Origin of the sequence: Embleya sp. NPDC059213, from assembly GCF_042754445.1 — a bacterium.
Classification (GTDB): Bacteria; Actinomycetota; Actinomycetes; order Streptomycetales; family Streptomycetaceae; genus Embleya.
The window spans coordinates 113,640-140,321 of sequence record NZ_JBHZAV010000003.1; the positions used below are offsets into that span (position 1 = coordinate 113,640).

The following is a 26,682-nucleotide window of genomic DNA, read 5'->3' on the forward strand; positions in this document are numbered from 1 at the left end:
ATGGCCGAAGCGGACCCCGACGGGGTCACGGTCGACTCGATCCTGGACTGGGCCTGGATGCGCGCGGTCGTCGGCGCGCCGAACGAGCGCCACCGGGCGGACCGGGCCGAGCCGCCCCCGGTCGTCCCCGTGCCCACCTCCGCGCCCGAGCCCGGCCCGCCCCCGGAGATACCGAGCGGGCCGCCGGTCGGCATCCCGCCACCACGGGTGCCGGGGCCGGAGACGGCGGCCGGCTCGGCCGCGGATGCCTCCGGCCCGGACACCCATTCCGGCTACACCGTGAAATCCGGCACCGACGAGGCGCCCGACGGCATCGGCAGCGGCTCGCGCGCGGCCGGGTTGCGGCTGCCGGAGTGGCTCGGCGAAGCGCCCGCGCCGGCCGCGTTCGTGCTCCCCGATCGGCTCGAACTGGCCCGACTGCTGCGCCGATTGAGACAGTTCGGTGCCGCGCCGAACTCGGTGGTGGTGGACGAGGACGCGACCGCCGAACACGCCGCGCTGACCGACCTGATCGTGCCGGTCCTCGCGCCGGCCCGGGAGCGCTGGTTCGAACTCGCGCTGGTCGTGGACAGCGCGGCCTCGCTCGACCCGTGGCGCCGGCTGCTCGCCGAGTTCGCCCGACTGCTGGACGGGAACGGCACCTTTCGCGCGGTACGGACCTGGTCGCTGGACACCGAGGTGGACGGCCGCGCGGTGTTGCGAACGCCGATCGGGACCACCAGTCGCAGCGCCGCGCCCGTGGGTGTCGCCGGGCGGCGGATCATCATGGTGATCAGCGACGGCGTCGGTCGCGCGTGGTCGGATCCGGGCACCGCGGCGATGCTCGCGACGTGGGCCAAGCAGGGGCCGGTCGTGTTCTTGAACCTGCTGCCCCGTCGGTGGTGGGAACGCTCGCGGATTCCGCTGACCCCGGTCGTCTTTCGCAGCCAGGGCACCGGCCCGGCACGCCGGTCGGCCTTTCGGGTCCGGCACGGCAAGCGCTGGACGTATTCGCACGAACGGGTCGCGATCCCGGTGATCGGCGTGCATCCGGACGGCCTGCGCCCGGGCGACCCGCCGGACCGGCGGTCCGGCCGGTGGAGCGAATTGTCCCGGTGGACGCGGATGATCACCGACGAGCGCGGCAGCGAGTTCGCCAACCCCGCGTGGGTGCTCGATCCGCGGCGTCGGCCCGAGGCCGCGGAACCGGCGTTCGTACCTCCCGAGGACACACGCACCCCGGCGGCGCGGCTCGCCGACTTCCGGGCCGGTGCGTCCGCCACCGCCGTCGAACTGCTCGGCAAGCTGGCCGCCGCGCCGATCAGTCTCGCGACCGTACGCGTGGTGCAGTCCTCGGTGTTGGCGGCGGAGGATCCGGCGTTCGCGGCCGAGGTGTTCCTCAGCGGTCTGCTCGTCGCCTCCCGCGACCGGGTGACCGAGGCGAGAGCGGACGACGAGCTGTACGACCTGGACGTGGGCGTGCGCGAGACGCTGCTGAGCGGGATGAGCCGGAAATCGGCCCTGGAGGTCTACTTTCGGGTCGCGCAGTTCATCGACGATCGGTTCGGCCGGGTCGAATTCGACTTCCACGACCTGCTCACCGCGCGCGAGCCGCTCCCGGTCGGTCTGATCGGCCCGCACAGTCGCCCGTTGGCCCGGGTCGGCGCGGCGCTGCTGCACGGGTTGGGACCCGACTACCAACAGGCCGCGAGCCGCCTGGCGGCCCGGGCCGACGGGCCGATGTTGTGGCGACGCAAGGACATCACCCACTGGTGGACCCACTCGATGGATCAGTGGATCCGAGCACGTCCGCTCCTGGTGAACGGGCTGGTCGTGGTGGTCGACACGGCGGGTGGGGTGGCCCTGATCGACTCGTTGACGGGCGTGTTCCGACACCGCACCACGGTGGGTGAACCGGTGTGGTGTGCCCCCACCGTCACCCCCGGGCTCGTGTGGGTGGGCGGGGGATCGGGCCATGTGCGCAGGTTCGACCTGGCGACCGGAGCGTGGCGCGGGGTCGCGATCCGGGCCGGGACGGGCGCCGTCGCGGCGCTGGCACCGGTCGGCGCGGATGCCGTCTTCGCGGCCACCCTGGACGGCGCGGTCACCGTGCTCGGCGACCCGGAGTCGGGCGTGCGCACCCGGATGTCGGCGGGAGCGAGTGAACCGGTGGGGGTGTGCACCGCCGGCGATCGGCTCGCGGTGCTCGAACGCAGCGGGCGGGTGCGCGCCTGGCAAGCGGGGCGCGAGCACGAGGAGGGCTGGATCGCCCAACCGTCCGGAGCCGTGCACGGCGCTCCCGCGGCGGACCGGGAACGCATCTATGTTCCGCTCGCGCTGCGCGGTGTCACCGCCCTGCACTGGGAGACGGGGGAGGCGGCGTGGACTGCCGAGCTCGCCGGTGGGGTGTTGACCGCGCCCGAACTCGCGGACGGGCGGGTGTTGGTCGCGACCGCGGAGGGGTTCGTGTACGCGCTCGACGCGGCGACCGGCGCGGTGCTCTGGCGCGCCGTCGACGAGCCGCAACCCGAGTTGCGGGTGACCGCCGTCGGCCCGCTCGTGCACGTTGCAGGCGCCGCCGGGGGGATTCGCACCTACGACGCGGACACCGGCCGACGGCTGGCCGAAATTCGTTCCGCCACGGGGGTGTCGGTGGCCGGCGGCGCGCACGGGCAACTGATCCTGGCCGGCTTCGACGGGAAGGTGACCGCGCTGGAAGGGCCGGTGACGGCGCTGGAAGTGCCGGTGACGGTCGACTGAGCGACGCCCGGATCACGCGTGCGCGGAGGTCTGATCACAACCCGACGGAAACGCCACGACTCGGCCACGCACGGGACTACGATCGGCCACTGCGGGTAAGTGGTCGTCACTGCGAGCCGGCCTGCCCGGCCGGCGCCGCGGGCGGCCACGAGCGTGGTTCCACTGTCGGCGAGCCTTGGGACGGGCCTGCCGGATGGGACGAACAGGGGGATTCGTGCCGGGAGTCCAGCGACGGATGTGCGGATCGGGGCGGGCCGTCCGACGGGTTCGGATGCGGTGAGCGACCAGGACCGAGTCGTGGATGTGGTGTGCCCCGTCTGCTGGGATCTGCTGCAACCCGCCGGGTGGTGTGCCGGCTGCGGCTGGCCGCCGTCGGCGCCCGGGCCCACCGCCTATCGGGACGCGGCGCGGGCGTTCGATCACGCGGCGGCGATCCGGGTGGCACACGCGCGCGGCTACGGCCGGGTGCCCGAGCCCCTGGCCGAGTTGGTGCGATTCGGGCCCGTGCCGAGCGATGCCGAGTTCCCGGCGGCCGAATCCGCCGCGCCGTCCGGTCGGGCGGCGGCGCTGACCCTGCTCACCGCGTTGAGTGCGGGTGAACTGGACCTGGTGTTGTTCCTGGAGATCGGGACACGGCACCTGACCACCCAGTGGGTGCTGCCCGACCACCACGGCTTCATCCGGGCCCCCGCGGAGAACCGGGTCCGTCAGGAGTGGCGCAGTGTGGTGCCGTGGTTGCCCGAGGACGTCGCGGTCCGGGAGTTGACCCTGGCCGGCGGGGTGGGCCGCAGGCCGGCCGTGGGCACGGCACAGGCCCCGGAGGCGCTGCGGCGGCGGGCTCGGCGCACGCTGCGCGAGGACTGGGGCCGGAAACTGGCCGAGGTACGGTCGGGCAGCGCCGATCTCGCGGGCCGGGCCTGGGCCTTCGTACTGGTCGAGCGGTGCCCGCAATGGAGCTGGTGCGCCCTCGCGGCCGAGATCGTGCACGAGGTCCTGCCGCCGGCCGCCGTGCTGCGGGGCGGCCCGTTCGCCGTCGAGGGGACCGAACTCGCGGTCTTGGTGGAGCAGTTGGCTCTGGACGCGCCGGTTCGGCACGCCCTGCACCTGGTCAGCGGCGATCCGCGGGCGAACGAGCCGGCCCGGGAGCGCCACGACGTGTTGCTCGAACGCGGCGCCATTCCCGGTACCGAGGCCGCGCCGCTCGCCGAGATCACCCTCGGGTTGCGCGGGGAATCGGCGGACGGGCACGAGGTGTCGGTGTTGGTCGCCGACGCGGCGGACGCGCGCGAATGGTCGGAACTGGCGCGGGTCAAGGTGATCGCGCCGCCGGGCGAGGTCTGCCTGGCGGTACGGATGCCCACCCCCGGCCGGTTGCTCTTCGACTCCGGCCACGGCGCAGCCTGGGAGGTGGCCGAGGAGCCCGCCGAGGTCCGCCCGCTCGCGCCCCTCACCCGGGGGCCGGCGACGCAGCGGCCGTGGTGGGCGCGCGAGCAGGTCACCTGCGATCTGTTGTGCGCGGTCGAACTCGGCGGCGAGCCCGACCGGACCCAGGCCCGACTGGACCTGGTCCGGGCGCTGTTGGCACTGGCGGCGGCGGCACCCACGGCCGGCGCCGCGCGGTGGGGCCGGGCCGGTGTGGTGGGCTACCACGATCACCCGCAACCCTGGCGGGCCGGCCACGATCCGCTGCGCCGGGTGGACTTCACCGACCCGACCGCGGCCCGGGCGGCGATCGCGGACTGGACCGGCTCGCCGATCGTGGATCCGTATGCCGCGCCCCTGGAGCGGCTGTGCGCGCTGTTGCGCGGGAACGCGCTGGCCTGGTCGCCGCAGCGGCCCACCGTGGTGATCACCGTCGGTCGACGCGGCCCGCATCCCTATGTCGCGGGCCGGGACCCCGCTCGCGCGCACGGCGGCTACCGCTGGGACGTGGACCTGATGGCACATCAGGCCGCCCGGCGGGTACGACACATGCTGGTCACCGACGACCTCGAATACCCGCGCGCGCTGGACTCCTGGGCCCGGCGGCGCACCCTGCAGGCCTGGCGTCTGCTGGGCGCGAGCGGGTGCTTCACGCTGGGCCGGAGCAGGCCCGAGGACCTGCTGCGATTCGGCCTGGGCGCGGCCACCGACGCGGGCGGTCCGCCGCTGCTGCTCGAGCTGCTCGCCCGGCCGGGGGCGGACCCGGCCGGCTCGAAGGAGGATCGCCGATGACCGACCCGATCGCGCCCGCGGCCGACCCGGCCGAGGATCCGCCGGTGGCCACCCTCCCGGAGAAGCGCATAGCCCTGTGGGGCGCGCCGGGCTCGGGTCGCACCACCTTTCTCGCGATGATCGAGGAGGCCGCCAAGGAATCCTGCCGCCGAGTCGAACAGGGACCGGACTCGGGCCACCACGCGCCGGGCTGGCGGGCGCTGCCCCACAGCCCGGGCACCCTGGCGTTCCAGGAAAGGGCTCGGGCCATGTTGTTCGAGCCCTACGCGTTCCCGACCGGGTTGCCCGAGCCGGCGGAGTACCGCTTCCTGTTCCGCCGCCTCCCGCGTGTGCGGTTGCTTCGCGGGCTCGCCGATTCCACCCGGTTCGTGGCCGACGTGCGCGAACTGCCGATCCTGACCGACGCCAACCAGCAGGCGGTGCAGGACGATCTGAACACCCGCACCGGCCTGATCCTGCTGTTCGATCCGACCTGCGAGGACGAGCACTGGCTGGAGAACCTGGGACGTCTGCTCCGCGGCGCGATCGCCCATCAGCAGGACCGGGCCCCGGATGTCGACCTGTTGCCGCTCGAACTGGCCGTGTGCGTCTCGAAGATCGACGCCCCGAAGGTGTTCCGCGAGGCCAGGTCGGGCGCGTGGGCGAAGCTGGATCGACACGGCCGGGTCCGGGTGCGCGACCCGCAGGCGTTCTTCGGCTGGTTGTGCGATGGCCGCAGCACCTTCGGGAGGGCGGCCGTCGGCCTGCCGCCGTTGCTGGCCCAGTACTTCGACCGGATCCGCTACTACGCGACCAGCTCGGCCGGCTTCCGCAGTCCGGAGAATCAGCGGATCGATCCGGAGGCGTGCCACAACGTCATCTCGAGCCTGGGGCGCCTGGAAGGTCGCCCGCGACCCCAAGGGATCATCGAGCCCATCCTGGCGATGCGTGCCACGCGTACGACCAAGGAGGGATGACCTTTGTCCGCAGCCACCCCCTCGTCGATACCCCGGCCCGCGTCGAGCCACGCCGTTCGAACCGAGGGTCGGGCCCGACCGTCCCGGCCCGGTCCGCTCGCCCTCGTGCTCGCCCTCCTGCTCGTGCTGCTGTGCGCGCCCGCCACACCCGCGGCCCGCCGGGCCGACGATCCGCGGACCGCCGACCCGGTGGTGGCCACCGGCCGCCTGCTCGACGAGTTGGGCGCGGACAGCCAACCGGCCGATTTCTACGTCGTGCTCGACGTCTCCACCTCGATGCTCGACGACGGCAACTACGACGCGGCCAAGGCGGCCCTGAAGGACTTCCTGCTGGCGATGCCCGCCCACGACCGGATCTCGGTGATCAGGTTCGGCGCGAAGACGACGACCCATCTGCCGCTGACCACGGCCCCCCAGGGCGCCGCCGCGATCGCCGACTTCCTGGCCAAACTGCCCAAGCCGAACGACACGGAGAGCGACTTCGGCGCCGCGATGGTGTCGGTGTCCGAGATCATCGCCGCCGACAAGCGACGCACGGCCGGATACCTGCCGCCCACCGCGATCGTGGTGCTCACCGACGCCCAGTTGTACGCGCCGGGCAATCCGGACTTCGCGAACGCCAAGTCCCCCGGCTGGACCACCCTGCGGCAGGAGTACGCGAAGGCGGTCGAGGAGCGCGGTCCGATCGCCGCCTACGCGCTGCCGCTCGGCGAGAACGCCCGCGGCGTCGACCTGATCGCCGAGGTGTTGCCCAAGGCGCAGACGCTCAGCGGCACGGTCAGCCAACAGGCCGCCCGACTGCGCGACCTCGAACACGACGCGCGCAAGCGCAAGGGCGTCGCGCTGATCAGGGTGGATCAGGGCGCGACGGTCCGGGCCGAGTTCGGACCCGGGCCGGTACCCGTGCGCGGCGTGCGTCCCGATGCGGCCGCCTGTGCGGGTGCCGCTCCCGCCCCGGTGCAACGGGTCGATCTGTCCCGGCCCACCACGCTGTGTCTGACCCTGACGTCGAGCGCGCTGCACATCCGGGTGACCGTCTCCGGTCTGCAGATCGACGACCCGGCCCTGAACAGCGGACTGCCGACCTCGATCACGTTGGAACCGGGCATCCCGGCCCATGTCCCGGTCACACTCCGGGCCCACGATCGCACCCGATCCGATGCGTTCGCCACCTCGACCGGATACGAGGCCGAGGCCACTTTGCTCGGCACCGTGTCGGCCACGCAGGCCGCCGAGTTCGCCGATCTCCTGCAGGCCGACGGTCCGTACGTGGTGTCCCGACTGCGCGGTGGCGGGCTCGCCTACACCGGCGCCGTGCGTGGTTCGGTCGACTGGTCGATCTGGGTCTGGCTCGCGGTGGGGCTCGCGCTCACCGCCGCGGCGGGGACCACGTTCTGGCGGTTGTTCCCCAAGGACGTGTCCATCGAACTGACCCTGGACTACAAGGAGTCGTATCGGTTCCCCGAGGCCGCCACGCGCCGGCTCCGCGGCATGCGCCACGAGTGGCGACACAACCACCCACTGCTCCAGGGCGCGACCACGTCCTTCGTGGCCCGAGGACGCCGGCCCCGAGCCGGTCGCGGGGTGACGATCACCGCACGACACGAACACGAGGGCCGAACGAGCACGTCCCGGCGCCGGCTGCGGATCGGCGAGAGCACCATGCTGTACGGCGTGTGCGTTCGGGTGCGCAGCCGACCGAGGCCGGTGGAGCACACGGATCCGCTGCTTTACGAAACGGCCGGCGCAGGCATCCGGACCGGGGACGACGTGCCGACCGAGCCGACGTCCGTCCGCCGGGCCGAGTCGGGTCCGTACGGCGCGGAGCCGGAGCCCTCGGCCCGGGCCGAGGACGACTCGCCGACCCCGGAGCCGCAGGGTTGTGCCCGGGCCGAGGATCCGCAGAACGGGGAACGCGAGAGGATCACGACGACCATTCCCGGGGAACAACCGAAACCGGACCGGCAAGCGATCCACCGACCGCCCCGCCCGCCCGGCTGAACCCCCGGCGGGCGGACCGACTCCCGATCCCGACCGGCACCCCGCGCACAGAAGGGCCCACGTGGACGCGACCGACCGACACGACCGCCCCCGCGAGACCGCGGGCACGCTGCGGGCGCATTGGGCCTGGTACCACGACGGTCGGGTGCCGGCGTGCAGCGCGGGGCCGGAACGGCGGGCACACTTCGAGCGGCTGGTGCGACCCACCCTCGACGAATACGCGCCGCCCGGGTGGGTGGGCCTGACCAGTACCGGACGCGAGGACCCGTTCGTCGCGATGACCCTGCGCGATACGGACGGGGTTCGCTACTTCACCGCGCCGTACGCCGAGATCGCCGCCGCCGCGGCCGGCTACACCACACTGTGGCTCGCCTTTCGCGGCATCGAACTGCCCACCGACCGGGAGCGACCGCTGCGGGTACGGCTGCCCGGTTCGCCGGCCGAGGTCGGCGTCCGGGCGGGCGACTTCGAATGGCTCGCGGGTGTCGCGGCCGCGGTCCTGGCCGGCCCGGTGGTGATCACCGGCGCGGAGCGCCTGGACACCCGGGGTCGGCTGGAGCTCCTGGACCGGGTGGCCGCGTTGTTGCCGTACGGCTGCCGCGCCGGGCTGCGCTTCGCGACCTCGATGGGCGCCACCGGGCGACTGCGACCCCGATTGGCCTTCGGCCGGGTGCCCGCGCCCGGCACCGTGCGGGTCGCCCTGGACGGCATGCCCGACCTGCCCGACCTGCCCGCGGCCCGTGCCTACCTGGGCGAACTGACCACGCTGCGCCGCCGGGTGGGGCTCGACCCGCTGATCGCCGCGCTCGCGACGCTGCACGAACCCGGCACGCCTGCCGCCGGGGACCACCTGCTCGGGTTGCTCGCCGAGGCGGGTGCCCGGGCCGCCGGGGACGGCGAGGGCGCCGACGGGCGGCGCTCGGCCGCGGAGTTCGTGGGTGCCGCCGCGGCGCGGGCACCGGCGGTGGCGGTCCGCCCCGCGTCGATCCTGGACCGGTTGTTGAGCGGGGACACCACGTTGGCCGCGCCGATCGCCGAGCGTTGGCGGGCGGAGGACGGCGACGAGGTGACCCGGGACATGGCCGCCGCGCTGCGGGCCCGGCCGGCGGGATTGGCGGTCGGCTGGAACACGGCCGTGGCGGCGGGCCGGGGGGATCGGCTGGTGCACGTCCTGCTCGGCCCGGTCCCACCGCTACTGGCCGGTGCGACCCCGCCCGCCGGCACCGCGCTGCGGGCCTCGCGGGGCCCGGACCCGCGCGGCCCGGACCCGGCGACGGACGGCGCCGGCCGGGCCGATGCCGATTCGGTCTCGCCGGAGGCGCTGGTCGCCGACCTGTGCCGACTGCTGGGCCCGACGCCGACCACGGACGTGCCCGCGCTCTACGACGCGCTGTGGAACCACCCGGTGGTGTTGCGCCGACTCCTGGACACCTCGGGCACGGATCTGCGCGCGTGGCTGGAGGTGATCCGGCCGTGGGACGACCGCGCGCCCGAATGGCTCGCGCCGTACGCGCTGTTGGCGGGCGAGCGGTTGCGGACGGCCGAGATACCCAGTGCCGAGGCGGTGTTCACCCTGCGGGTGGCCGGGCATACCGACCCCGCCACGATCGCCGCCGTCCTGCACGACCTGTGGCCGACGCTGGTCCCGCTCACCGACCGCCGTGCGGATCCGGCCGCCCAGGGCCTGGCCGCACTCCTGGAGACCCCGTTGGGTGCCGGAGCCCCGGTCGCGGCCCGGGTACGCGCCGACGTGCTGCGGCTCGCGCTGGGCGGCCCGCCCGCGGACGGGCCGTACGTCGCGGCGGACCTGCTGGCGCTGCGGCACGAGCCGGTCGCCCGGGGGCGGTTCGCCGGCTGGATCGCCGCGTTGTTGCGTGCCGTGCCGGTCACCGCCGAACTGCTCGGCGAACTGGTCCGGGCCGGCGATCCGGCGGTCACCGCCGCGGTCGCGGACGCGGTGCTCGCGGACGCCCGCCTCGCCGAACTGCCCGGGCTGGACAACGCGTGGTGGGCGGCGGTCGCCCGGGCCCGCCCGGAACTGGCCGCGCGCGCCGCGAGCGGCTGGTTCCGCGACGCGCTGCGCGGGGCGGACGCCGACGCGGCGGCCCGGGTATGGGCGGGCGAGATCGTCGACGGCCCGGCCCGGGCGCGCCGTGACCTGTACGTGCACGAGGTCGGTCGCTGGTGGCAGGGCGCGAGCGACCGCGAACGCGACCTGCTGCTGCCCCACCTGGAACGCGAACTGACCGCCCGCGGACCGACCTCGGCCCGGGCCCGCGAGGAACTGCGGGCGATCCGGGTGCTGATCGCCGCGCACAGTTGGGGGCCGGAGGCCGCACTGCTGATCGTCGAGCGCGAACAGGACGAGTTCGACGCGTTCCGCCGCCACCTGAAACAACTGCGGGCCGCGCTCAAACACGGCGAGGGGCCGCGCGCGCTCGCCGTCGCGGTGGTGTTGACCCTGCTCGCGCTGTGGGCCGCGGCCCCCGCGCACGACGCCGCGGCGGTCGGCCGGCCGGCCTCGGCGATCGCCGCCGAACCACCCGATCCGTACGGCGCCGAGCGGCTGATCGCGAGCCTGGGCGCCGATCGGGAGGGGGCGAACTACGTGATCCTGGTCGATGCCTCGGAGTCGATGAGGCGCACCGGCCGCTACGCCGCGGTCAAGAGCGCGACGACCACGTTCCTGGGCCGGCTCTCCCCCTCCGATCGGGTCTCGCTGATCAGCTTCGACACCACCGCGACCGAGTACGGCAACGGCCTCGAACCGGTCGCCGATCCGGTCGCGATGGCCGCCCGGTTGCCCGCCCCGCAGGCCGGTGCCGCGTCGGAGGGCGACCCGGCGGGCGCCCCGCCGGCGAATCGGGCGCCGGAACCCGCCGATCTGCACGCGGCGCTCGACCGGGCGCTGACCGTGCTGCGCACGTCCGCGCCGAACTCGGTGAACGGGGTACTGCTGCTCTCGGACGCGGCCCGCGACGCGGTCGGCCCGGACCTGCGCAAGGACTTCGACCGGCTCGGCGAGGAGGGCCGCACGGTCGCGGGCTTCGCGATCCCGTTGGCGAGCGACAGCAGCGCGGGACCGGCCCTGCAGCGGGTGTTGCCGGACACGCGTGTCCTGCGCGACAACCCGGCCGACCCGGGCGCCGGCCTGGCCCAGGCCCGTACCGGCCTGCAACTGCGCAGCGCCGCCCGGATCGTGGCGGCGGACAAGGATCGGGGCGTGCAGGCGACCTGGTTGCGGCCGCCGGCCGAGCAGCCGGACGCGCTGGACTGCCGGACGTTCCAACCGGTGCCGCCGAACACCCGGCTCGACCTGTCCTCGGGCCGCGAGTTGTGCCTGCGGCTGGTGGCGACCACGGCCCGGGTCCCGCTCCAGGTCACCCGGTTGCGGGTGGACGGGGTGGGGGTGGTCGGCCTCAAGGACGGTGCGCCGCTGTTGGCGCCGGGCGTACCCGTCTACTTCTCGGTCAACCTCGCCGCGCGCACACATCGCACCGACGGCATGTGGGCGGACGCGGGCCACTACGAGGCCAGGGCGCGGGTGGTCGGCGAGGTGCACTCGCCGCTGGCCGAGTCGTTCAAGGAGCACCTCCCGAACACCCGGCTCGAACTGCGGCCGGAGGTGTCCGGCGAGGATCTGCTCTATCGGGGCGACGAACGGGTGGACGTGAGCTGGTGGCCGTGGCTGTTGGTGGGCCTGGGCACGCTCGCGTTCGGTGGCGTCGTGTGGTTCGGGTGGTCGTGGGTTCGCCCTCGTGTTCGTCGCCGCCCGGTAGCGTGAGCGTCATGCGGATCTTCATCGTGGACGCGTTCACCGATCGACCGTTCCGCGGCAATCCGGCGGGCGTGTGTCTGCCCGATTCCGCGCATGCCGACGACGTCGCCTGGATGCAGTCGGTCGCGGCCGAGCTGCGGCATTCCGAGACCGCGTTCGCGGTGCCGGCGGCGGGTGTGGACGCGGACTTCGCGCTGCGCTGGTTCACCCCGCTGACCGAGGTGGACCTGTGTGGGCACGCGACCCTGGCGACCGCGCACGTGTTGTTCGGGCAGGGCCCGGCGAGTACTTCACGGATCCGCTTCGCGACCCGCAGCGGGGTGCTCACCGCGACCCTGGACAGCGACGGCGTGCTCCTGGACTTCCCCGCGCTGCCGCCGCGCGAGGTGCCGGTGCCGGCCGAACTGGGCCTGGCGCTGGGGGTCGAGCCGGTCCGGGTGGCCGCCGGCGGTGACGATCTGCTGGTGGAGGTGGCGTCCGAGGCGGTGGTGCGGGCGGTGCACCCCGACCTGGAGCTGGTCGCCACGCTGCCGTACCGGGCACTGATCGTCACCGCCGCGGGGGAGGGTCGGGCCGACTTCGTCTCGCGGGTGTTCGCGCCCTCGGTGGGCATCGCCGAGGACCCGGTCACCGGGTCGGCGCACTGTGTGCTCGGACCGTACTGGGCGCCGCGGCTGGACCGCAGGCGGCTGACCGGCGCGCAACTGTCGGCGCGCGGCGGCACGGTCGGCGTGGAGTTGGTCGGCGACCGGGTGCGGTTGTCCGGACGGGCGGTCACGGTGCTGGAGGGCGACCTGGTCGCCGACTGAGTCGGGCGCGGGTCGGGGCCGGGTCCGGGCGGGTCGGCGCCGCGTGGGTCGGTGGAAAACGGCGGTGGATCATTGGGCCCGCCGTTGCTAGCGTGCGGACACCAACCGATCTGACGTGCCGTCAGTAAAGCCGGGAGTCGCACCATGTCCGAGGCCATCAGCTACAACGCGTCCCACCTGGGTCTGTGCGTCACCGATCTGGACCGGTCCCTGCGGTTCTACTGCGACGGCCTGGGCTTCGCCCCGGTGACGCGCTACGACGTGGGCAACGAGGTCGCCCACACCCTGGAGGTCGAGGGGGATGTGCGCCTGGTGTCGCAGATGATCGCCAAGGCGGGCATGGTCGTGGAATTGCTGCACTACGCCTCGCCGGACCCGCTGGGCGCGCCGTCGCGGCGACGCAATCAGCTCGGGCTGACCCACCTGTCCTTCATCGTCGAGGACGTGGACGCCGCCGCGGCTCGCCTGGTCGAGCACGGCGGCACGCTGCTGCCCGACACGCGGGCCAGTCTGCCCGGCGAAACCGGCTCGACCGAGCTGGTCTTCCTGGCCGACCCGGACGGGACCCGGGTGGAACTGATGAAGCTCGAAGGCTGACCCGTACCGGCCGCGGCCGGCGCCGGTGAAGCTCGCCGGCCGACCCGCACGGGGCCGCACGTTCACCCGGCCGGCCGCGTCATCACGTCGCGCATACACTCGCGCAGCCACGCGTGCCCGGGATCGGCGTTGTTGCGCGGATGCCAGGCCAGGCCCATCGGCAGCGGCGGCAGGTCCAGCGGCACCTCGAAGGTGCGCAGCCCCACCTCCTCGACCATCGTGGCGAGTTGGCCCGCGATCAGGCCGACCAGGTCGCCGGCGCGCAGCACGAACAGCGAGGACGGGAAGGTCGGTACGGTGCCCACCACCCGGCGGGTCAGCCCCAGTTCGGCGAGCGCGGCGTCGATCGGTCCGTGCAGCTTGCCCCGGCGCGAGACGATCAGGTGCTCGGCGGCGGCGAACCGCTCGGGGGTGCACCGACCGTTCAGCAGCGGGTGACCGACCCGGACGCACGCGACCATGCGGTCGTCGAAGAGGTGCTCGGTATGCACCTCCGGCGAGACGGTGTCGATCACGCCCACCTCCAGGTCGGCGACCCCCTCGCGCAGCGCCGGGGTGTCCACGTGGCTCTCCGCGAGGAACTTCAGTCGCACCCCGGGTGCCTCCCGGGCCGCTCGCGCGAACAGCAGCGCGCCGCGCGCCGCGGTGAAGGCGTCGTGCGAGAGCACGGTGAAGGTGCGGGACAGGGTGCGCAGATCCACCTCGCGGGCGGTGGTGAACAGGGTCCGGGCGCGCTCCACGATGATGCGCACCTCGGCCCGGATGGCCAGCGCGTGGGGAGTGGGCACCATCGAGCGGCCGGCCCGGACCAGGATCGGATCGCCCAGCGCCTTGCGGATCCGGCCGAGGGTGCGGCTCATCGCGGGTTCGGACAGGTGCATGCGCTGCGCCGCGCCGGAGACGCTGCACTCCTCCAGGAGCGCGTCCAGCGCGGTGAGCAGGTTGAGATCCAGCCCCGATTGCGTCACGCGCATCCTTCCCATGCAAAACATGCACTGGAGTCAATCGACGCTCCACCCTACGGTGAAGAGGTCCGGACACGCAGTCCCCGCATCACCTCTCTTCCTCGTCAGTCGGCTCCTCCTGGGGGACCCATGTCCACGACCGTCCCGGCCACGTCGGCGCCTCGCGCCGACCGCGCCGAACCCGACCGCGCCGAACCCGACCGCGCCGAACCCGACCGCGCCGGCGCGTCGCGCGCCGTACTGATCGCGATGTGCGCCTGCGTGCTGGTCGCGCAGAGCATGGTCGCCGCGATCAACCTGGCCATCCCGCAACTGGCCGCGTCCGGGCTGCATCCGTCCGCCGACAACATCCTGTGGATCGTCGACGCGTACGTGATCGTCTTCGCCGGACTGCTCATTCCCGCCGGCGCGCTGGGCGACCGCTACGGCCGCAAGGGCGCGCTGCTCGCCGGGCTCGGTGTGTTCGCCGCCGGCGCCGTGGTCAGCGCGCTCGCCACGAACTCGGCCACGCTGATCGTCGGTCGCGGTGTCTCCGGCGCGGGCGCCGCGCTGATCATGCCCGCGACCATGTCCATCCTGATGCACGTCTTCCCCGCCGAACGCCGGCCGCAGGCGATGGCGTCCTGGACCCTGGCGGTCGGCCTGGGTGGTCTGCTCGGCAACGTGGGCGGCGGCCTGGTCCAGGAATACCTGCCCTGGCAGGGCCTGTTCTGGATCATGGTCCCGCTCGCCGCGGTGCTCGCCGTGCTCGTGCAGTGGGTGACCCCGCGGACCGCGACCCACCCGGCCGCGCTCGACCCGATCGGATCCGCACTGCTGGTCACCGGCCTGGTCGCGGTGTTGTACGGGATCATCGAGGGCCCCGAGTTCGGCTGGGGTTCCGCTCATGTGCTCGGCGGCTTCGCGCTCGGCGGCCTGCTGCTGGCCGGCTTCGTGCTGCACGCGTTGGGCGCGGAACACCCGCTGCTCGACCCGCGCGTGTTCAAGTCCGCCAAGTTGCGTGCCGGTGTGCTCGGGATCGGCGCGAGCTTCTTCGGGCTGTTCTCGCTGTTCTTCATCAACGCACAGTACCTGCAATACGTGAAGGGCTTCTCGGCGCTGCGCACCGGCTTCGCCATCGTTCCGCTGACGATCGGCATGGCGCTCGCGCCCAAGGTCGCGGTCAAGGCCCAACAGCGCTACGGCACACGTGCGTTGGTGGTGTTCGGGTTGAGTCTGATCGGGATCGGGCTGTTGTGCATGGCGAGTGTGGACGCACACACCCCGTACGCGGTGTACGCCGGGTACCTGTTGATCCTGTCCGCCGGCATGGGGCTGTGCGCGCCCGCGCTCTCCTTCGGGGTGGTCTCCGAACTTCCGCCTCATCAGGCCGGGTTGGGCTCGGGACTGAACACTGCCGCGCGCGAGATCGGCGCCGCGTTGGGGGTCGCGGTGTTCGGCACCGTTTTGGCCGTGCGATTCTCCGGCCGACCGGCCGCGGCACTGTCCGGCACCCGGGGCGCGGAGCACGCCCGCGTCGTGGACTCGTTCACCGACGCGATGTCGGTGGGCTTCCTGGTCGTCGGCGGCCTGCTGCTGGTGGCCACGGCGGTGGTCGCCAGGGGCTATCGGGACCGAGCGGGTGCCCTCGCCACCCCGGCGGGCTCGGGCGGTGCGGCGTGAGTGGGGTGACGAGTCGGCGGCGCGGGCCGGTGGGCCGACTGCTGGACCGGGTGTTCCTGACCGGCACGATCGTGGAGACCGAGGAGATCGCGGCCCGGATGCGGCGGATCCGGATCGGCGACGACGCGCTGCGCGGACTGACCTGCCGGCCCGGGCAACAGGTCCGGGTGCATGTGAACGACGTGCTCACGATGGCCGGTTGGCGGCAGGGAGCGGGCAATCTGCTGCGCACCTACTCGGTGTGGGGCAACGACTCGACGGCCGGGACGCTGGACCTGTGCGTGCTGGACCACGACGGCGGCCCCGGGCCGGGAGCCGCGTGGGGTCGGGCGGCGCGGCCCGGCGACCGGGTGCGGTTCGGCCGGCCCGAAGGCGGCTTCGTGCTGCGGCCGGACGCGCCGTACCACGTGTTCGTCGGTGAGGAGACCGCGTCGGTGGCCCTGGGCGCGATGATCGCGGCGGTGGGTCCGGCGGTGAACGTGTACGGGGTGATCGAGACCGCGACCGAGGCCGACCGGCTGCCGATTCCGCACGCCGAGCGGCTCACCTGGCTGGCCCGAGGCACCGCGTCGGCGGCGTCCTCGGCACCGCTGGCCGAGGCGGTCGGCCGGCTGGCGCTGCCGGCGACACCCGGCATCGCCTATGTGGCGGGGGAGGCGAAGACGGTCAAGCTGGTCCGCGACCGGCTCGTCGCCGACCACGGCTGGGACCGCCGCTCGGTGCTCACCAAGCCCTTCTGGTCCCCGGGTCGAACCGGGATGGACTGACGGCGGCCCGGGCACCGGTCGAGTCGGAGTCGACTCCGCCGGCCCCCCGGGCTGTGACACCGTGTGCAACGCCCGGTTAGGGCGGGTGGGCTCGGGCAGCGGCCGCATCGCCAGCCGGATCAGCGCGAGCGGGTTGTCGTCGCCCGCGATCCGGTTCGCGCCCAGCACCCCGCAGGACTGGCACTGGTGGATCAGCTGCCACTCGCCGTCCGCCCGAACGGACATGCTGAGCACGCTCATGCGACCCCGGCAGTCGGCCGCCCGATCGCCCGGGACGCGGCGATCGAGGTGCAGGCTGGTGAGGCAGTGCGGACAGTGGTTGCGATGCGCCGTGCCGGGCGCGAGCAACGGTACGTCGAGCCGACAACCCACGCAGCGGAAGGCGTCGCCGCGCCCGGTCCGCCGGTGCGTGACGTCCTTGTACCGCTGCGGGCGCCGACCCGCCGGTTTGCGTCGGGCCATCGTCACCACTCCCCGAACACTTCGAGCGGGAACGGGGGGTGGGCCAGTGGCCGGACGGCCATCCGGATCAGGATGAGCTGATTGTCGTCCGGCGCGATCGCGTTCGAGGTCAGTTCGTCGCACCGGATGCACCGATGCACGACCATCCAGTCGCCGCTGCGCAACACCGCGATCGAGATCGGCGACATCCGCGCCAGGCATTCGGACGGGCCGCCCTCCACCCGGTCGAGGACGTGCCGCGAGTGCAGGCAGCTCGGGCAGTGGTTGCGCCGGCCGCCGGCGGGGTCGACCGTGGTCACGGTGAGGCCGCAGCGGACACAGTCGAAGGTGTCGGTACGCGGTGGGACGGTGTGCTGTCTACCGGAGTTGTGGTTGGCGGTGGACACTCGGAAATCTCCTTGCCGGAGGCGGAAGCAAAGGCAGCAAGGAAGCGCCGAGCGCTCTCGGGAGGGGCCGTGCACACGGCCCGCCGCAGTAAACGCGGACGGGTCGGTGGGCCCACCGGGGGATCAGCGGCGGTCGGGAGGATTCCCGACGCCGGATCCGGCCGCGGTCGGATGAGGCGCGCTCGGCGCGGTCACGGGCATCAACACCTGATTTCGGAAAGGGGTGGACGTCCGCGCTGAGCGGACGTGACCCGTCGAACGTAACAGCGGGTGCGGCGACCCGGCCAACGCTTTTCGCCCGGTCCCGGGCGGCGCTGCGAGGTGCGGCCCGCACCGTCCGGTCGCGCGATCGGCACTGCCAGACTGCTCCGATGATCGTCGCACTCGCACACGAGGCCGACCGGCCCGGCTTCCTGACCCTGGCCGCCGAGGTGGAGCACTGGTTCGGGCCGATGGTGGACGAGCCCGGCTTCCACGCCGCACTGGACGCACACATCGCGGCCGGCCTGGCATTCGTGGTCCGGGAGGACGCGGGGCGGCCCGGGTTGCTCGGCGGCCTGCTCTTCGGCGTCGAACCGCCGGTGCATCACGTGCACTGGCTGGTGGTCTCCGCGGCCGCCCGGGGCCGCGGTGTGGGCCGGGCGCTGATGGCGCAGGCCACGCGGCGCTATGTGCGCGGGCCGGGCAGCATCGAGTTGATCACCTTCGGGGCGGACCACCCCGGTGCGATCGAGGGTGGTTCCCGCGCGTTCTACGCGTCGCTCGGTTTCGTCGCCGCCGAACCGGCCGAGCCGGGTCCGGAGGGCGGCTCGCGCCAGGTGTTCCGCCGCACGGTCGGCGCGGAGCCCTCGCCCGACCGGCACTGACCGTCGGGCGAGGGCAACGAAGCGGGGACTACCCGGTCACACCACGCCGAAGGCGGTCATCGCCTCGGTGACCCGCAGGAAGCCGGCCACGTTGGCGCCCAACACGTAGTCGCCCTCGTGGCCGTGCTCGGCGGCCGTCTCCAGGCACGTGGCGTGGATGTCGCGCATGATCGCGCCCAGTCGGGCGTCGGTGTCGGCGAAGCTCCACGACGTGCGCGCGGCGTTCTGCGCCATCTCCAGCGCCGAGGTGGCCACGCCGCCCGCGTTCGCCGCCTTGCCGGGGGCGAACGGCACGCCCGCCGCCTGGAAGACGTGCACCGCGTCCGGTGTGCACGGCATGTTGGCACCCTCGGCGACCGCCATCAGACCGTGCTTGACCAGGTGCGTGGCAGCCGCACCGGAGAGCTCGTTCTGCGTCGCACAGGGCAGCGCGACGTCACACGGGACCTCCCAGACCGAGCCGCCGGACACGTAGCGCGCGTGCGGCACCCGGTCCGCGTATTCCGCGATCCGCCCGCGCCGCTCCAGCTTGATCTCCTTGAGCAGGTCCAGGTCGATGCCCTTGTCGTCGACGATGTAGCCGGCCGAGTCGGACGCCGCCACGACCCGGGCGCCGAGTTCGCGGGCCTTCTCGATGGCGAAGATCGACACGTTGCCCGAACCGGAGACCACCGCACGGCGATCGACCAGGTCGTCGCCGCGCACCCGCAACATCTCGGCCAGGAAGTACACGCAGCCGTAGCCGGTCGCCTCGGTGCGCACCTGCGACCCGCCCCAGCCCAGGCCCTTGCCGGTGAGCACGCCGGACTCGTACCGGTTGGTGATCCGCCGGTACTGGCCGAACAGGTAGCCGATCTCCCGCCCGCCGACCCCGATGTCGCCCGCCGGCACGTCGGTGTGCTCGCCCAGGTGCCGGTACAGCTCGGTCATGAACGACTGGCAAAAGCGCATCACCTCGGCGTCCGAGCGGCCCTTCGGATCGAAGTCCGAACCGCCCTTGCCGCCGCCGATGCCCAGCCCGGTGAGGGCGTTCTTGAAGATCTGTTCGAAGCCGAGGAACTTGACCACGCTCAGGTTGACCGAGGGATGGAAGCGCAGCCCACCCTTGTACGGCCCGAGCGCGCCGTTGAACTCGATCCGAAAGCCGCGGTTGACCCGCACCCGTCCGGAGTCGTCGGTCCACGGCACCCGGAACAACACCTGGCGTTCGGGCTCCACGAGCCGCTCCAGGAGCGCCGCGTCGGCGAGTTCGGGACGCCTGGTCAGCGCCGCGGCGAGGCTCTCCAACACCTCGTGCACCGCCTGGTGGAACTCGGGCTCGCCGGGGTTGCGGCGCAGCACCTCGTCGAAGGTCCTTGCCGCCGGGCCGGTCAGCTCGGCGAATGTCTGGGGACTCATGGGTGGTTGTCCTTCCGTCGACGGGCGCGTCGCGGGCGATCGCGTGCGGGGTCACGCTATCCGCCCCGCGGCCCCGGACGGTCGCAGCCGGCCCCGCGCGTCGGGATGAGGGAACGCCCTCATTCCTGCGGAACCCCCACCTGCGATGCTGCATCCCGTGTGGCCCAAAAGATTTGATGCAGCGTCACGTCGAGTGGCGGCCCTGACCCTCGTGCTCCTGACGGCCGCGTGCGGGATGGGGGGCTCGGCCGGGACCGACCCGCGGTCCGAGCCGCCGGCCCGATACAGCCCGATCGAGGTGGGTGTGCCCGATCCGGTGCTCGCGCCCCCGGTCCCGGCGCCGCCGTGCGACCCCAGTCGGAGCCTGACGCCGACCACGCCGGGCCGGGCGGGCGCGATGCCGGCCGGTTCGACGATGCGGGCGATCCAGGACCGGGGTCGGCTGGTGGTCGGCGTGGACCAGAACACCCGGATGTTCGCCGCACGCAACCCGAGCACCGGGGCGCTGGAGGGCTTCGACATAGACCTGGCCCGAGAGGTGGCCAAGGCGATCTTCGGCGACGCCGACCGGATTCGGTTCGTGACCATCCCGCCGGGCCGCCGGATCGACGTCCTGGTCGGCGGCGAGGTGGACATGGTCGTGGACGCGATGACCATCACCTGCGAGCGCCGCCAACAGGTGGAATTCTCCGGCGTGTACCTGGACGACGCGCTGCGTTTCCTGGTGCCCAAGGGCACGAAGGTGACGAGCCTGGCCGATCTGGCCGGCAAGTACGTGTGTGTGTCCTCGAACACCACGCCCGAGCGTCGGGTGGCCGAGTCCAAGGCCCGGGTGTACGCGGTCGCGGACCGCACCGACTGCCTGGTCGCGCTCCAGGAGGGCCGGGTGGCGGCGGCGTACACCAACGCGTCGCTCCTGGAGAGCCTGCGCGAGCAGGACCCGTGGCTGGAGGTGGTCGGGCCGACCGCGGTGGAGGAGGTCAAGGGCATCGCGATACCCAAGGGGCAGACCGATTTCCTGCGCTTCCTCAACGGCGTGCTGGAGCAGGTGAAGAGCAACGGTCAGTGGCAGGCGCTCTACGACAAGTGGCTGCGCGCGGCCCTGGGCGCGGCCAAGCCGCCGACCACCAGCTACGGCGGATGACCTTTGTGGCAGCGGTTACTGACGATGCGTCAGGTCGCTGCTACGTTGCCGCCATGTTCCTTTCGCTCGGACTGCCCACACACCTGGTGGAGGCCGGCGCCGATCTGATCAGCGCCGAGGCCGTGATGGAGATGTCCCGCGCGGCCGAGTCCGCCGGGTTCGACGCGGTCTTCACCACCGACCATCCGTTCCCCGGCGACCAGTGGCTCGCCCACGGCGGCCATCACACGCTCGACCCGATGGTCACGCTGTCCTTCGCGGCGGCGGCCACCACCCGGCTGCGGCTGCACACCAACCTGTTCGTACCGGCGTACCGCAATCCGTACCTGTCCGCGAAAATGATCTCCTCGCTGGACGCGCTGTCCGGCGGCCGGGTGATCCTGGGCGTGGGTGCGGGCTACCTGGAGCCGGAGTTCGCCGCGCTGGGCGCCGACTACGCGAACCGCAACGACGTGCTGGACGACGCGCTGCGGGCGATGCGCGCGGCGTGGACCGGGGAGAGCGTGGGCGGCAACACCATGCGCCCGCGCCCGGCGCAGCCGCGGATCCCGATCTGGGTGGGCGGCAACAGCAAGCGGGCGATCCGCCGGGTGGTGGACCTGTGCGACGGCTGGCTGCCGATGCCGGCCCCGGCGGGCGCGTCCAAGTACCTCAAGACCCCGGGTCTGGAGACGCTGGCCGACCTGGCGGCGCGGCTGGACTACGCCCGCGAGTACGCGGCCTCGGTGGGCCGTACCGATCCGATCGACGTCACCTTCATGCCGCGCGGGATGAGCATGTTCGACGGCGACGGCATCGATCACGAGGCGATCGTCGCCGACCTGACCGAGCAGGCCGCGGCCGGGGTGACCGGGGTGACGCTGACGCTGCCGGCCACGTCGCGGGCGCGGTACCTGGAGCAGACCGCCGCGTTCGGCGAGCTGGTCGTGCCGCACGTCAGGAAGTTGGCCGTGCGCCCGCTCCTGGGCTGAGCGGGCGGGCCCGGCGCCGATGCGACGCCGGGCCCGTGCGGGGGCGGGAAACGCCCCGCGGCTCACTGGCTGTAGGAGCCGATGAAGTCGCCGATCCGGGTGATCGCGTCGGTCAGGTCCTCGACCTGGGGGAGCGTCACCACCCGGAAGTGGTCCGGCTGGTGCCAGTTGAATCCGGTGCCCTGCACGACCAGGATCCGCCGGCTCTGGAGCAGGTCGAAGACGAACTTCTCGTCGTCGACGATCTTGCACACGTCCGGGTCGATCCGCGGGAACGCGTACAACGCCCCCTTGGGCTTGACGCAGGTCACCCCCGGGATCGAGATCAGCGCCTCGTACGCGGCGTCGCGCTGGGCGTGCAACCGGCCGCCGGGCAGGATCAGGTCGTTGATGCTCTGGTAGCCGCCCAGCGCGGTGGCGATCGCGTGCTGCGAGGGCACGTTCGCGCACAGGCGCATGTTGGCCAGGATGTTCAGGCCCTCGATGTAACTGGCCGCGTGCCGCTTGGGACCGGACAGCAGCAGCCAGCCGGAGCGGAAGCCGGCCACCCGGTATGCCTTGGACAGGCCGTTGAAGGTCAGGCACAGCAGGTCCGGCGCGAGCGAGGCCAGCGGGATGTGCACGGCGTCGTCGTAGAGGATCTTGTCGTAGATCTCGTCGGCGAGGAGGAGGAGTCCGTGCCGGCGGGCGAGATCGACGATGCCTTCCAGGATCGGCTTCGGGTAGACCGAGCCGGTCGGGTTGTTCGGATTGATCACCACGATCGCGCGGGTGCGGTCGGTGATCTTGGCCGCGATGTCGTCGAGGTCGGGGTACCACTCCGCACCCTCGTCGCACAGATAGTGCACCGGCGAACCGCCGGACAGGCTCACCGCGGCCGTCCACAGCGGGTAGTCCGGCATCGGCACGAGCACCTCGTCGCCGTTGTTCAACAGCGCCTGCAGAGCCATCACGATCAGCTCGGACACGCCGTTGCCCAGGTAGACGTCGTCGACGTCGACACCCTCGATGCCGCGGGTCTGATAGTGCTGCACCACCGCTCGGCGGGCGGACAACACGCCCTTGGAGTCCGAGTAACCCTGCGCGGTCGGCAGGTTGCGGATCATGTCGTGCAGGATCTCGTCGGGTGCCTCGAAGCCGAACGGGGCCGGGTTGCCGATGTTCAGCTTGAGGATCCGGTGCCCCTCGTCCTCCAGGCGTTTCGCCTCGTCGAGGACCGGGCCGCGGATGTCGTAACAGACGTCCGCGAGCTTCCCCGATTGGCGCACCTCGGGCAACGGACGATGTTGTGGCTGCGACAACTCTTCGACGCTCACCTGGATATCTCCTCCTCGCAGGGCAATCGCCCGCGCGATCCTCGGGTGCACGGTGTGGGCGGGCGACCCCGCGAGTCTTCCACGCCCGGGGGCCGTGACGCAGTGGGATATTTGCCACGTGGATCACCCGGTACCCGTTCGGGACGGGGCCGGCACCGGCTCGGGACGCTGCCGGTTGGACGACAAGAGTTCATCCGCGCGTTGCCCGCGTGGCAGATCCAAATCACCCGACGGCGCGCTCGCGGTGCCACCCTGCCGCATATGGACGTGTCGTACTTCTACGGAACTGCGGGCGAAATCGACGCCGCGAGTCTGTATCGGCTGTTGTCGCTGCGCAGCCGGGTATTCGTGGTCGCACGCCGGCAGCCCTGGCTCGATCCCGACGGCCGTGACATCGAACCCGGTACCGCGCACCTGTGGGCGGAACAGGACGGGGTGGCGGTGTCCACGCTGCGCCTGACCGAGGAGGGGGACGGCCTGTTGCGGATGGGTCGCGTGTGCACGTTGTTGTCGCACCGCAGACAGGGACACGCCACCGTCCTGGTGCGACACGCCCTGGTCCTGGCGGGCCCGCGCCCGGTGATCTCCGACGTGTACGCGCGCAGCGCGGACTGGTTCACCCGGCGCGGCTTCGAACCGCGCGGCGGGCGCACCGTCGTGGACGGCGAGCCGCACACGTCCATTCGACACGTTCCCGCGGCACGCCGTGTACCGGCGCCGTCCGGCGGGTCCGGGTCCGGACAACGAGGCGGTGGGTACGTGCCGGCGTGGGCGTCGACCTGACCACGAGCCGCACCCACCGCCTCGCCCGCGCGTGACGAGCCGCGCCGCCGGCCGGAAACCGCCGGCCTCGCGGGCCCCACGGCGCTGCCGGGACGTGTTTGGATGGCCTCTCGTGTCGGGGAGGGATCGGCCATGCGATTTGTAGTCCTGGGGGCCGGGGCAATCGGCAGCGTCCTCGGTGCTCGCCTCGCGCAGGCGGGGCACGACGTGCACCTGGTGGGCCGACGCGCCCACGTCGACGCCATCCGCGCGCACGGGCTGCGGGTCCAGTCCCCGGACCGCGAGGACGTGGTGCGGCTCGACGCGGTGACCGACATCGCCACGTTGGATTCGCTCGTGGACTGGGCCCGGGTGCACGCGGTGGTGTTGTGCGTGAAGTCCCAGGACACCGCCGGCGCGCTGCGCGAGCTCGCCCGATACGCCGATTCGCGAGTGCCGATCCTGTGCGCCCAGAACGGGGTGAGCAACGAGGACACCGCGCTGCGCCTGTTCGCGAACGTGTACGGCGTGCTGGTCGCGTGCCCGACCGCCTTCCTCGAACCGGGCGTGGTGCGCAGCTACTCGTCGCCGGTGACGGGGGTGCTCGACATCGGCCGCCATCCGCGCGGTCGGGACGCGTTCGCGGCCCAGGTGTCACGTGTCCTGTCCGGCGCCGGCTACGGCTCCGAGGTGTACGAGGACATCACCGCGTACAAGTACGGCAAGCTGGTGACCAACCTGGGCAACGCGGTCGAGGCGCTGTGCGGCCCGAACGCGCGCGGCGGGAACCTGGACCGACTGGCCATGGACGAGGCCCGTACGGTGCTCTTCTCGGCCGGCATCCACGCCGAGTTCGCGCCGGTGAGCGCGCTCGTGCAGGTGCGCCCGGTGCGCGGCGAACGGCGGCCGGGCGGCTCGTCCTGGCAGAGCCTGTACCGCCACACCGGCGGCATCGAGACCGACTACCTCAACGGCGAGATCGTTCGGCTCGGCCGGCTGCACGGCGTGCCGACCCCGGTCAACGCGGAGCTGCAACGCGCCGCGAACCGACTGGTGGCGGTCGGCGGCGAACCCGGCTCGGTGTCCGAACTCGACCTGCTGCGCGCCGTCGTGGACGGTCGGGACCAGCCCCGTCGGGAAGCCTGAGCGCGGCCGGGGAGCGCGGGAGCGCGGGGAAAAGCCGGTGACCGCCGGGTCGGCCGCTCGCTAACCTGACGATCCGTCGGCGAACCGCCGACGTGCCGACCCGACGCTTCGTCGGCAGCGCGCCCATGATCCGCCCGCGAAGGGAGTACACCGATGGGAGCCGCAAGTGCACCCGGTTGACGCCCGCTTCGCGGATCCCGCGGAGCCATAGGGCCGGCCGCCGGATCCGCCGCACGTCCCTCGGGGGAACCTCATGAACGACCCGGACACCCGCGCCGACTCGCCATCCCTCGAGGACTGCCTCGCCGTCCTCGGCGCGCTGTCGGACCTGGCTCCGGAGGCACCCGAGCGGCGACGGATCGAGCAGGCGCTCGCGTCCTTCGTGCGTTCCGGGCGCCATCGCCGCCGGGCCGAGCAGCGCGCGCTGCGCACCCGGGAGCGCACCGAGGTGACCGAGCGCACCGCGCTGGGCGCCGCCGACCGGATCGAGGACCGTGCGCTGGACGACACCGGACTGCCCTCGTGCGTGGGCGTGGTCGAGATGGGCCTGCGCTGCTACGTCTGCAAGCAGCCCTACCGGCGGGTCGACGGTTTCTACCACCGGCTGTGCCCCGCGTGCGCGGTGGAGAATCGGCAACGACGCCACGCGCGCACCGACCTGACCGGGCGACGGGCGCTGGTCACCGGCGGCCGGGTCAAGATCGGCCACGAGCTGGTGCTCAAACTGCTGCGCGACGGCGCGGAGGTGATCGTGACGTCGCGCTTCCCGCACGACACGCACGAGCGGTTCGCCGCCGCGCCGGACCACGACGCGTGGGCGCATCGACTGCACGTGCACGCGATCGACCTGCGCGACCTCGGCGGCCTGGTGGCGTGGTGCGATCGACTGGTGGCGGAGGGGCGCCCGCTCGACATCCTGGTCAACAACGCGGCGCAGACGATCCGTCGACCGGCGTCGGCGTACGCGCCGTTGTTGGCGGCCGAGCGGGCCGCGCTGGGGCCGGGCGCGTTCGAGTTCGCGTCCGGGGCCGGGTCGTTCGCGCTCGACCGGTGGCCCGCCGACGGGTGGGACCCGGCCGGGACGCCGCCGGGCGCGGAGCCGGCTCGGGTCGAGCCGGACGCGGCGGGGCTGATTCCCGACCGGGCCGTCGCCAACTCGTGGTCCAAACGGGTCGACGAGGTGGATCCGGTGGAACTGCTGGAAGTGCAACTCGTCAACGTCACGGCGCCGTTCGTGCTGGTCGGCCGGCTGCTGCCGCTGCTGCGCGCGAGTGCGCGCGAGCGGCGCTACATCGTCAACGTGTCGGCGGTGGAGGGCCAGTTCGGGCGGGCGTACAAGTCGCCCGGGCATCCGCACACGAACATGGCCAAGGCCGCGTTGAACATGCTGACCCGAACCAGCGCCGAGGATCTGGCCGCCCACGGCGTGTACCTGAGCAGCGTGGACACGGGCTGGATCACCGACGAGAAGCCGCTCCCGGGCAAGGCGCGGGTCGCGGCCGCCGGGTTCCGCACGCCGTTGGACATCGTCGACGGCGCGGCCCGGGTGTACGACCCCATCGTGCGCGGGGAGCGGGGCGAGCCGGTGTTCGGGTGCTTCCTCAAGGACTATCGGGTCGCGCCCTGGTGATCGGGGGAGTTGCCACGGTCGGGTTCGACGGTGGCGGGAGGGTGCCCCGGTGGTCGGTCTCGACTACCGGGGCACCTGCTGCGGCACCGGCCTGCGGCTCGGCACCGAGGTGC

19 protein-coding genes and 1 pseudogene are annotated in these 26,682 nt (G+C 72.9%); 15 read left to right on the plus strand and 5 right to left on the minus strand.

Annotated elements, in window-relative coordinates:
- From ACFXMF_RS02210 to ACFXMF_RS02240, 7 genes are all read left to right on the plus strand, one after another.
- On the plus strand, positions 1-2,739 hold the full coding sequence (locus ACFXMF_RS02210; RefSeq protein WP_360306157.1) for an SAV_2336 N-terminal domain-related protein: 2,739 nt from the start codon (positions 1-3) through the stop codon (positions 2,737-2,739).
- Between the two features lie 276 nt (positions 2,740-3,015).
- Positions 3,016-4,953 carry a hypothetical protein gene (locus ACFXMF_RS02215; RefSeq protein ID WP_360306155.1) on the plus strand — a complete coding sequence of 646 codons (1,938 nt, stop codon included), beginning with the start codon at positions 3,016-3,018 and terminating at the stop codon, positions 4,951-4,953.
- The gene (locus ACFXMF_RS02220) at positions 4,950-5,909 is read left to right on the plus strand and encodes a hypothetical protein (RefSeq protein WP_360306153.1); all 960 of its coding nucleotides are present in this window, start codon (positions 4,950-4,952) and stop codon (positions 5,907-5,909) included. Before ACFXMF_RS02215 ends, ACFXMF_RS02220 begins: the two co-directional genes overlap by 4 nt.
- A 105-nt stretch (positions 5,910-6,014) precedes the next feature.
- Positions 6,015-7,910: a vWA domain-containing protein gene (locus ACFXMF_RS02225; protein WP_379988725.1), complete on the plus strand. Its 1,896-nt coding sequence runs from the start codon at positions 6,015-6,017 to the stop codon at positions 7,908-7,910.
- Positions 7,911-7,971: 61 nt separating this feature from the next.
- Entirely contained in the window at positions 7,972-11,694 is a 3,723-nt protein-coding gene (locus ACFXMF_RS02230) for a VWA domain-containing protein (protein WP_379988724.1), read from the plus strand.
- A gap of 5 nt (positions 11,695-11,699) precedes the next feature.
- Positions 11,700-12,497 carry a PhzF family phenazine biosynthesis protein gene (locus ACFXMF_RS02235; protein ID WP_379988723.1) on the plus strand — a complete coding sequence of 266 codons (798 nt, stop codon included), beginning with the start codon at positions 11,700-11,702 and terminating at the stop codon, positions 12,495-12,497.
- 144 nt (positions 12,498-12,641) lie between these two features.
- The gene (locus ACFXMF_RS02240; protein ID WP_360306145.1) at positions 12,642-13,094 is read left to right on the plus strand and encodes a VOC family protein; all 453 of its coding nucleotides are present in this window, start codon (positions 12,642-12,644) and stop codon (positions 13,092-13,094) included.
- Between the two features lie 62 nt (positions 13,095-13,156).
- Here the strand turns inward: ACFXMF_RS02240 and ACFXMF_RS02245 are convergent, their stop codons facing one another.
- Positions 13,157-14,068, minus strand: a complete 912-nt coding sequence (locus tag ACFXMF_RS02245) for a LysR family transcriptional regulator (protein ID WP_360306143.1) — start codon at positions 14,066-14,068, stop codon at positions 13,157-13,159.
- Positions 14,069-14,188: 120 nt separating this feature from the next.
- Here ACFXMF_RS02245 and ACFXMF_RS02250 point away from each other — a divergent pair, with 120 nt between their 5' ends.
- Positions 14,189-15,721, plus strand: a complete 1,533-nt coding sequence (locus ACFXMF_RS02250; protein WP_379988722.1) for an MFS transporter — start codon at positions 14,189-14,191, stop codon at positions 15,719-15,721.
- Positions 15,718-16,488, plus strand: a complete 771-nt coding sequence (locus tag ACFXMF_RS02255) for a siderophore-interacting protein (protein WP_379988720.1) — start codon at positions 15,718-15,720, stop codon at positions 16,486-16,488. The genes ACFXMF_RS02250 and ACFXMF_RS02255 overlap by 4 nt, the downstream gene beginning before the upstream one ends.
- A gap of 66 nt (positions 16,489-16,554) precedes the next feature.
- On the opposite strand, the pseudogene ACFXMF_RS02260 reads toward ACFXMF_RS02255, so the two are convergent.
- Together ACFXMF_RS02260 and ACFXMF_RS02265 are read right to left on the minus strand one after the other, a co-directional pair.
- Positions 16,555-16,950 (minus strand): annotated as a pseudogene (locus ACFXMF_RS02260) (RNHCP domain-containing protein); the annotation flags it as partial.
- Positions 16,951-16,952: 2 nt separating this feature from the next.
- The gene (locus ACFXMF_RS02265) at positions 16,953-17,336 is read right to left on the minus strand and encodes an RNHCP domain-containing protein (protein WP_379992578.1); all 384 of its coding nucleotides are present in this window, start codon (positions 17,334-17,336) and stop codon (positions 16,953-16,955) included.
- A 371-nt stretch (positions 17,337-17,707) separates the two neighbouring features.
- On the opposite strand from ACFXMF_RS02265, the gene ACFXMF_RS02270 reads away from it, so the two are divergent.
- The gene (locus ACFXMF_RS02270; RefSeq protein WP_379992579.1) at positions 17,708-18,202 is read left to right on the plus strand and encodes a GNAT family N-acetyltransferase; all 495 of its coding nucleotides are present in this window, start codon (positions 17,708-17,710) and stop codon (positions 18,200-18,202) included.
- Positions 18,203-18,238: 36 nt separating this feature from the next.
- Here the strand turns inward: ACFXMF_RS02270 and gdhA are convergent, their stop codons facing one another.
- Positions 18,239-19,600 carry an NADP-specific glutamate dehydrogenase gene (gene gdhA / locus ACFXMF_RS02275; protein WP_360306133.1) on the minus strand — a complete coding sequence of 454 codons (1,362 nt, stop codon included), beginning with the start codon at positions 19,598-19,600 and terminating at the stop codon, positions 18,239-18,241.
- Between the two features lie 193 nt (positions 19,601-19,793).
- Here gdhA and ACFXMF_RS02280 point away from each other — a divergent pair, with 193 nt between their 5' ends.
- The gene (locus ACFXMF_RS02280; RefSeq protein ID WP_360306131.1) at positions 19,794-20,744 is read left to right on the plus strand and encodes a glutamate ABC transporter substrate-binding protein; all 951 of its coding nucleotides are present in this window, start codon (positions 19,794-19,796) and stop codon (positions 20,742-20,744) included.
- A 53-nt stretch (positions 20,745-20,797) separates the two neighbouring features.
- Positions 20,798-21,715: an LLM class F420-dependent oxidoreductase gene (locus tag ACFXMF_RS02285; protein WP_360306129.1), complete on the plus strand. Its 918-nt coding sequence runs from the start codon at positions 20,798-20,800 to the stop codon at positions 21,713-21,715.
- 62 nt (positions 21,716-21,777) lie between these two features.
- Here the strand turns inward: ACFXMF_RS02285 and ACFXMF_RS02290 are convergent, their stop codons facing one another.
- Positions 21,778-22,992 carry a pyridoxal phosphate-dependent aminotransferase gene (locus tag ACFXMF_RS02290; RefSeq protein ID WP_360306449.1) on the minus strand — a complete coding sequence of 405 codons (1,215 nt, stop codon included), beginning with the start codon at positions 22,990-22,992 and terminating at the stop codon, positions 21,778-21,780.
- Between the two features lie 300 nt (positions 22,993-23,292).
- Between ACFXMF_RS02290 and ACFXMF_RS02295 the strand changes: the two genes are divergently transcribed.
- From ACFXMF_RS02295 to ACFXMF_RS02305, 3 genes are all read left to right on the plus strand, one after another.
- Positions 23,293-23,814 (plus strand): GNAT family N-acetyltransferase, encoded by a 522-nt coding sequence (locus ACFXMF_RS02295; RefSeq protein WP_360306127.1) that lies wholly within the window; start codon positions 23,293-23,295, stop codon positions 23,812-23,814.
- A gap of 132 nt (positions 23,815-23,946) precedes the next feature.
- Entirely contained in the window at positions 23,947-24,939 is a 993-nt protein-coding gene (locus tag ACFXMF_RS02300) for a ketopantoate reductase family protein (protein WP_379988458.1), read from the plus strand.
- A gap of 253 nt (positions 24,940-25,192) precedes the next feature.
- Positions 25,193-26,569 (plus strand): SDR family NAD(P)-dependent oxidoreductase, encoded by a 1,377-nt coding sequence (locus ACFXMF_RS02305; RefSeq protein WP_379988457.1) that lies wholly within the window; start codon positions 25,193-25,195, stop codon positions 26,567-26,569.
- The last annotated feature ends 113 nt before the right edge of the window (positions 26,570-26,682 follow it).

Excerpts from the sequence above, each read along its gene's own strand:
- ACFXMF_RS02270 (WP_379992579.1), top strand. The coding sequence starts at position 17,708 with ATGATCGTCGCACTCGCACACGAGGCCGACCGGCCCGGCTTCCTGACC.
- ACFXMF_RS02235 (WP_379988723.1), top strand. The coding sequence starts at position 11,700 with ATGCGGATCTTCATCGTGGACGCGTTCACCGATCGACCGTTCCGCGGC.
- gdhA (WP_360306133.1), bottom strand. The coding sequence starts at position 19,600 with ATGAGTCCCCAGACATTCGCCGAGCTGACCGGCCCGGCGGCAAGGACC.
- ACFXMF_RS02295 (WP_360306127.1), top strand. The coding sequence starts at position 23,293 with ATGGACGTGTCGTACTTCTACGGAACTGCGGGCGAAATCGACGCCGCG.
- ACFXMF_RS02220 (WP_360306153.1), top strand. The coding sequence starts at position 4,950 with ATGACCGACCCGATCGCGCCCGCGGCCGACCCGGCCGAGGATCCGCCG.
- ACFXMF_RS02245 (WP_360306143.1), bottom strand. The coding sequence starts at position 14,068 with ATGCGCGTGACGCAATCGGGGCTGGATCTCAACCTGCTCACCGCGCTG.
- ACFXMF_RS02210 (WP_360306157.1), top strand. The coding sequence starts at position 1 with ATGGCCGAAGCGGACCCCGACGGGGTCACGGTCGACTCGATCCTGGAC.
- ACFXMF_RS02300 (WP_379988458.1), top strand. The coding sequence starts at position 23,947 with ATGCGATTTGTAGTCCTGGGGGCCGGGGCAATCGGCAGCGTCCTCGGT.
- ACFXMF_RS02240 (WP_360306145.1), top strand. The coding sequence starts at position 12,642 with ATGTCCGAGGCCATCAGCTACAACGCGTCCCACCTGGGTCTGTGCGTC.
- ACFXMF_RS02285 (WP_360306129.1), top strand. The coding sequence starts at position 20,798 with ATGTTCCTTTCGCTCGGACTGCCCACACACCTGGTGGAGGCCGGCGCC.
- ACFXMF_RS02305 (WP_379988457.1), top strand. The coding sequence starts at position 25,193 with ATGAACGACCCGGACACCCGCGCCGACTCGCCATCCCTCGAGGACTGC.
- ACFXMF_RS02250 (WP_379988722.1), top strand. The coding sequence starts at position 14,189 with ATGTCCACGACCGTCCCGGCCACGTCGGCGCCTCGCGCCGACCGCGCC.